The organism is Rhizobium sp. BK376, assembly GCF_004341625.1.
In the GTDB taxonomy this organism is placed as follows: domain Bacteria; phylum Pseudomonadota; class Alphaproteobacteria; order Rhizobiales; family Rhizobiaceae; genus Rhizobium.
The window spans coordinates 20,489-27,258 of record NZ_SLZG01000041.1 but is presented as its reverse complement, the minus strand read 5'-3'; the positions used below and the strand labels follow the sequence as shown (position 1 = coordinate 27,258).

At 60.9% G+C, this 6,770-nt stretch carries 5 protein-coding genes and 1 pseudogene; 4 read left to right on the top strand and 2 right to left on the bottom strand.

Annotated elements, in window-relative coordinates; genetic code table 11:
* Nucleotides 1-233, top strand: a 233-nt coding sequence (locus EV561_RS37475) for a hypothetical protein (RefSeq protein WP_165928021.1), incomplete at its 5' end; no start/stop codon positions are given.
* Nucleotides 234-533: 300 nt separating this feature from the next.
* Here the strand turns inward: EV561_RS37475 and EV561_RS34480 are convergent.
* Both EV561_RS34480 and EV561_RS34475 read right to left on the bottom strand, forming a co-directional pair.
* Entirely contained in the window at nucleotides 534-1,712 is a 1,179-nt protein-coding gene (locus tag EV561_RS34480) for a HipA domain-containing protein (RefSeq protein ID WP_132528378.1), read from the bottom strand.
* Nucleotides 1,705-2,040, bottom strand: a complete 336-nt coding sequence (locus EV561_RS34475; protein WP_132528377.1) for a helix-turn-helix transcriptional regulator — start codon at nucleotides 2,038-2,040, stop codon at nucleotides 1,705-1,707. Before EV561_RS34475 ends, EV561_RS34480 begins: the two co-directional genes overlap by 8 nt.
* A gap of 229 nt (nucleotides 2,041-2,269) precedes the next feature.
* On the opposite strand from EV561_RS34475, the pseudogene EV561_RS34470 reads away from it, so the two are divergent.
* From EV561_RS34470 to EV561_RS34460, 3 genes and pseudogenes are all read left to right on the top strand, one after another.
* A pseudogene (locus tag EV561_RS34470) lies at nucleotides 2,270-4,335 on the top strand (hypothetical protein).
* A gap of 382 nt (nucleotides 4,336-4,717) precedes the next feature.
* Complete coding sequence (locus EV561_RS34465) at nucleotides 4,718-5,617, top strand: MBL fold metallo-hydrolase (protein WP_132528376.1); 900 nt, start codon at nucleotides 4,718-4,720, stop codon at nucleotides 5,615-5,617.
* A complete protein-coding gene (locus tag EV561_RS34460) occupies nucleotides 5,610-6,749 on the top strand; it encodes a site-specific integrase (RefSeq protein ID WP_132528375.1) in 1,140 nt (379 codons plus the stop codon). Before EV561_RS34465 ends, EV561_RS34460 begins: the two co-directional genes overlap by 8 nt.
* Nucleotides 6,750-6,770 lie beyond the last annotated feature (21 nt).

Sequence of the window (6,770 nt, the reverse complement as noted above, 5' to 3'; positions counted from 1 at the left end):
CGAAGGCCTGCCTCGTATTCCGCCCAGTTCGTGACCTTGAACTTCATCTTGCCAATGCGATGGCGGCGGGAGGCATTGTGCTTGAAAGGCATTGTGACGAGGACCGGTTATTGCGATTGCCGATCACCTACGACAACGCCATTAGCGATCCGCGCACCAACGCCGCGTTGCACGCTTTATCCGTCGATATGGCGCGAGGACGGCTGCCGCAGCCATTTCATCGTCTGGCGTGATCATATCGTATGGTGCGGGCGCTTCGAATACGGCAATGAAGAACCGTCCTATGATGGTCGCCTCGAAGCCAAGGTCATCGCCGCACTGGATGAGGCGACCTATCGTAGCGGCTCCGATATCGCCATCGATATCGATGAGATCCCGTGGGATGTTCTGAGCGTCTTGCGGCGACTAGTCCGGGCGAGATGGTCGAAGAAGGCGATAAGGACCGGCGAGGGCATTTTCGGCTTGCGGGTGGCTAACAGCAATGGCGTGGACTCGTTTGAAAATACCCGCTTAAATCTAGGCCGCTGCCTTCATTACAGTACAGACGCTCGCTTCAGGTCGTCATGCTCGAATGCACTGGCCATACGATTGATTTCGCTATTGCGCGCGCCAACCGCCTTGGCCGTATCTCGCCAGGTCGAGGTAACGGTCGCCACCTCCTTGATGATGGTTCGTCCTTGCGCAAGCGTGAGCGCAAAATATCCTGATGCAGCCTCCAGGAGATCGAGCGAGCAGGTGCCTTCGTCGAGATCGATATTGGTGGTCAGCACCCGTGCCTTAAGATTGGTCGGAACGGGATTGAGATCGTAGGCCGGCGACAACGACCAGCCCGCCTTTCCCAGCCACAGGAACCCGTGATTGCGCAGATGATCGTCGACATTGGAGATCAGCACGTTGAAGACTACCCGCCGATAAAGAGCGTGGGCGTCGGTCTTTCCTTGGGCGCCGTGCTCCGCGAGCGCATCGACAATTTCGGGATAACTGCCGCGCTCGCCGTCCCTGGCATTCATCATCGCCATTGCCGACAGAAACGGAATGCGAATGACGCCATTGCGGTCGAAGCGTCGAGACAACATGACGGCTTTTCCGGCCACTTCGATTAGTTCGTGCCTTGGGGTCACAATACCGGCCTGATCGGCGAGCCTAAGTGCGATCTCCTCCCAGGTCTCCATGCTGTATTCGTCGGTCTCCTTCGGAAACTTGGCGATGGAAAGATGGCCATGCTGATCGACAACTGAGGCTTTCGGTCGCGCGCCGCCCAGTGACGAACCCGGAGCGAAAATGAGCCGGAGGTCTTCGTCCGTCTCCTCGTCACGCAGAATGCGCTCGGTGATCTGCAGAAGCCGACCAAGCTCGATGACGGCGGGAACACCGTTCTGGATGGGAGCCTGGAAGACCTCCTCTCCGACCCGCCGGAATCGAAGCGCGCCTAGGCGGGTTTCGTCGGCAACACCCAGCAGGTAGTCGCTTTCGGCGAGGGTGCGAACAGCTCGCGCCTCGCGTTCCGCGCTGCGACGCTCCGCGCGTTGCATAAGCCGTCGCCCCCAGGTATCAGGAGCAGAGTCTCCAATCGACCCGAACGTTGCCAATCCTGCCGGCGGAGCGAAGGCCCCGCGGGTCAATGCGAGCGCGGGCTCCAGCGAGAAGCGATCAGGATCCTTCAGCCTACGAGTCTCTCCAGTAAGGTCGATATGAACCTCGAAGTCAGCCATCGCGAGACGATCCCGACGCTGGCTTCAAGCGAACGCGCTTTGGCAGATCGGCACGTGCAAGCGCCTGGCCAACACTGTCGTTGCTGATGTCAGCAACCTGGGCCAGCTCGTCAAGCAGCCCTAATGCCTGGAGGACGCCCGCGTAGATACCGATGCTGACATTCGTGTCGCCCGCCTCGATCTTTTGCAGTGTCGAGCGCGAGGTAAATGCTCGTTCCGCCACCACAGCCATCGGCAGCTTACGTCGACGACGAGCATCCTGGATATCCGCACCGAGCTTTCGCAAAGCTCGCCTGACGGCCGCCGATGGTTGATGTGGGGTAGGCATGTGAGACCTTCACGCTACAGAAATTGACATTATGTAGCACGAAGCTAACAATATTTCCAGTATGGCTTACCGCTCCGTCAGAAGAGTAGGCTGTGTGTGCGGGTGCTTCACCGGACCTTTGCGACAGCCGTTACCTGCCTACCTTTTCGTTCTGGACGTTACATTCTTTGTTAAAGGAGAGCTTTTAATTCCGCTCGCCCTCGGCATTGGGGTCGAAAGGAATATTAGCATGCCAAAACAAGATATTGCATCACGTCAGTTTCCACGAAAAATCTCCGAATATTGCGAAGTCCGTATCGCGCCGATCGCATCGAAGCGGGTCCTGGGAAATATCAAGCCCTACCTCGTCAGCCTGATCATCTATCGTAAGTCGCCGCCCTTGCTGAATGGCCGCATCAACTGGGCGGCCATCGCCGATGCCTGCGGGATCGGAGACGACTTGACGCCGGAATTGAAAAACCAGCTGCGCCCCGCTCTCGACGCCATCCTCCGATGGCTGCGCATGCCGCCCGTGGCGGAAGACGTTCGACCGTCCAAGTCGAAAACCAAATCGCCCAAACCCGTTCGTCGCGCGCCAGCGCGAACCGCATCCTCCACCCGCAAGCCCCAACGGCTGGCAGCGACAATACGCCGCCTCAAGCCGCCCCAGCATCGCCAGGCCCGCAGCCAAAACCGATCCAGGAATTTCCCGAGCCGCTGTTTGATGCGGCGGATGATCCCGAGAGTTTTCAGGACGCGCTCGTCTACCAGATGCGCCGCTTCGGCGACAGTTACTGGCAGCTCTATCGCGCGATCATTCGTCTCGGGGAGACTTTCGACCACAAGACTCTGTTGTCATGGATTCAAGGTGAACGCGCACCGAGATCGATTGCCAGTTTCGATGTCCTCGCCCGTATTGAGCGGCGCTACCGACTGACGCCAGGATATTTCAAGGGTAAGCTTCCGCATCAGTCGCGCTCGCTCAGTGGTCACGAACTTGCCGATATCAGCCCTGCCGAACGGCGGCGGCTGGCCTGGCACCTGCCCGACGATTTCGCCAACCTGCCGTTTTCCAGGCGCGAGGAAATCCTCGACTGGGTGCGGCGCGTCATCATCTCCGGCTCCACCGATTACCGCCGCTACCAGGCGGCGGCCAGCAAGCAACGCTATGCCATCCGCTTTCCCGGCATCACCTATGGCGGCGGATCGCTCTCTCCCCGATCTACCGTGCTAAGCAGCGGCACCAGTCGCAGTGCGGACGAATCCTATGAGGATCCGGACCTTCTGTCCGGCGTGGTCGACGCGCCGCCACGGCTGGCGATGGAGATGGCCGAACCTGATCCGGTTCAAAACCTCGACGCTGACGGCGATCGGCTTTCAGCGCAACGGCGTGTGGGGCGAGGAAACGGCATCGCAGAAGGTCGAGCACCTCGGGCTGATGTTCGGTGCGCTCGCCGCCTCATCCGCCGGCATGCTGCCAATCGCTCGAAGGAAGTCCAGCGGGTCATGCGGGTGCATCGCGATCCGTTCGAGCCGATCATGGTGATCCTGGAGGCAGACAGTCCGTTGGCGGAGTATCGCAAGATCACCGACGAGATCCTCAAGCGCATGCCGGACGAAGACCAATATCCGCGGCCGGCGGCGGAAGCCGTCCGCTCGTTCCTGATGCTCCGGCTCGGACTTCATCTGGGGCTGCGACAGAAGAATCTTCGGCAGCTGCGCGTCTGCCCGCGTGGTCATTTTCCGACGGCGGAGCGCCGGCTGGAAGACATGAAGTGCGGTGAGCTACGCTGGAGCGACCGCGAGCGCGGTTGGGAAGTGCTGATTCCGTCGGTCGCCTTCAAGAATTCCGGCTCGTCCTTCTTCGGCCAGAAACCGTTTCGGCTGATCCTGCCCGACCTGCTCGACCTCTACAGATACCTGGACGCCTATATCGACCGGCATCGCGGTGTGCTGCTCGCCGGTGCGAAGGATCCCGGCACGCTGTTCGTGAAGACGGTCAAGACGACCAGTACCGACGCGGCATACGACTCCACGACCTTCTATGAGGCTTGGCGAACCAGCATTCAACGATATGGGATCTAGAATCCCTATACCGGTCGCGGCGCCATCAAGGGTCTGCTGCCGCATGGGCCGCACAATGTCCGTGACATTCTGGCGACCCATATCCTCAAGCAGACGGGCTCCTACGAGCAGGCGAGTTACGCGATCCAGGATACCGCGGATGTGGTGCAGCAGCACTATGGCCGCTTCCTGCCGCAGGACAAGGCGGCGCTCGCGGCAAAAATCCTGAACCAGGTCTGGGAAGCGGCATAGCCGGAACGAGCGGGCGGGCCGAACTCCATTTAAATACCGCTTCGGTCAGTGGCCGGCCGAGCTTGCCGTCGCGTCGATGGCAGGCACGGTCTGCCTCGGTTGCCTATGGTCTCATTCTGCGTCGCCGTTATCGCCAACTTCGCGGAAGCTGCTGGTGTTTGCGCCTCGTTAACCATATGAATTAACGCTGTTCTTTTCCGTTGCGGAAGCCATTTCACCTCTAAATTTCGTCACCGGCAACGACCTGAAGCGTGAGGTCTAACCATCGATAAGTACTGGTTATCGCAGGTGATTGATTTCGCGGCGCAAATCAGGGAAAATCGGGGCAAATCACGGTCTTCAAGGCCGCTGAAAACGCCGGTTTGGACGCCAGAAACAGACGATGGACACGACCCTGCAATTTGCAACCTATCCCGGCCTGGATGATCGCATCATCGTTCTGCGCGCCGCCGACGAGGTCGATGCCGTCTTCATCCGGACGGCGCGGTTCAACATCCTGGTCGATACATTGGCAACCCCCGCCCTGTGCCGACAGGCTCTTGACCTGCTCTCTGAGCAGATACGAGATCGGCCGCTGCTGGTCGTCAATTCGCACATGGACTGGGATCATTTCTGGGGCAATGCAACACTCGGCCCGTATGTGCCGATCTTTGCACACGAAAAAGCGCTTGAGCGATTGCGTGATCCGGCAGCGCTACGAACCCTGAGCGAGAAAAAGCAGGAACGGCGGTTCGCCGCGGTCGAACTCGTCGCCCCCACGATCACGTTCGCCGGCGAGACCGTGACGCTCCATGGCGGCGATCTCTCCCTGGACCTCATCCACACCCCGGGGCACACGCCGGACCATGTCGCCGTATGGATCCCGGAAATCCGTACCTGCCTGGCGGTCGACGCCGTCGAACATCCTATCCCTGAAGTCTGGAGCAGCGATCCCGCCGATTTGTGTGCGCTCGTCGCCTCGCTGAAGCGCATCCGCGACCTGCAAGCCGACTACGTCGTCCTCGCCCATGGCCAGAGCGCCGATCCGGCGGTTGTCGATGCGAACCTGCGCTATTTTACCGGGCTGCGCGACCGCGTTGCCGATCTCAGCGAGACTGAGTTGGACGTCGTTGGTCTTGTCGAGCGAGAGGGCTTGCGGCTGCAAGATTTTTTGACCGTGCCTGAGGCCATGCAGGCGGAGACACGCGCCTTCTACGAGCGGTGTCACCAATCGAACCTTGCCGCGGTGCTGGCCGCACGCAAAGCCAGGATCGATGTCGTCGCGGAAGCGACTGATGGCTAAGTCGCTGACCAGGATCGAAGCCCGCGCCCACGCGCTTGACACCATCGCCTCGGTGCTGCCGATCGACCGGCGCGATGAGCTCGCCGAGCTGCTCACAGACCGGGACATCGAGACGCTGCGCCATCTCGTCAACCAGGGCACGGGCGCCAACACCCTTCGAGCACTGACCTCCGATCTTGCCTATCTCGAAGCCTGGGGTCTCGCCGCGACTGGAAAAGCCCTGCCCTGGCCGGCGCCAGAGGCCCTGTTGTTGAAATTCGTCGCCCATCATTTGTGGGATCGGGAAAAGCGTGCGGTGGATCCGGATCACGGCATGCCGACCGCCGTCGGGCAAAAGCTGCGCGACCAGGGCTTCTTTCGGGTCGCCGGACCGCATGCGCCGGACACCGTCCGCCGGCGGCTTGCCAGTTGGTCGACGCTGACGAAATGGCGCGGTCTTGACGGTGCTTTCGCCTCCCCTGCCCTTAGATCAGCCATTCGGCTGGCGATCCGAGCGGTGCCGAGACAACGCCGGCGCAAGAGCGCGAAAGCCGTTACCGGCGATGTTTTGGCAAAGCTGCTGGCGACCAGCGCCACCGGCAGCCTGCGCGATGTCCGGGACCGGGCGATCCTGATGGTCGCCTTTGCCTCCGGCGGCCGCAGGCGTAGTGAGATCGCCGGGTTACGCGTCGAGCAGCTATCTGTCGAAACGCCGATCGAGGTGGCCGACGGCCCTCCCCTCCCCTCTTTGGCTATCCATCTCGGCCGCACCAAGACGTCCACTGGGGAGCAGGACGAGGTCGTCTATCTGACCGGCCGGCCAATCGATGCGCTCAACGCATGGCTGATTGCCGCGAAAATCGATGCGGGCAGCGTGTTTCGAAAAATCGATCGCTGGGGCAATGTCTCCAGGCGCCCACTCGATCCGAGCGCCATCAACGACATCGTCAAGCGGCGGGCGGAGCTGGCCGGGTTGGAGGTCGGAGAGTTTTCGGCGCACGGCCTGCGGTCGGGATATTTGACCGAGGCCGCAAACCGCGGCATCCCGCTGCCCGAAGCCATGGAGCAATCTCGCCACCGCTCCGTGCAGCAGGCATCAAGCTACTATAACAACGCAACCCGAAGAAGCGGTCGGGCCGCTCGCATGCTTTAGCCGGAGTCCGGTCGAAGCATT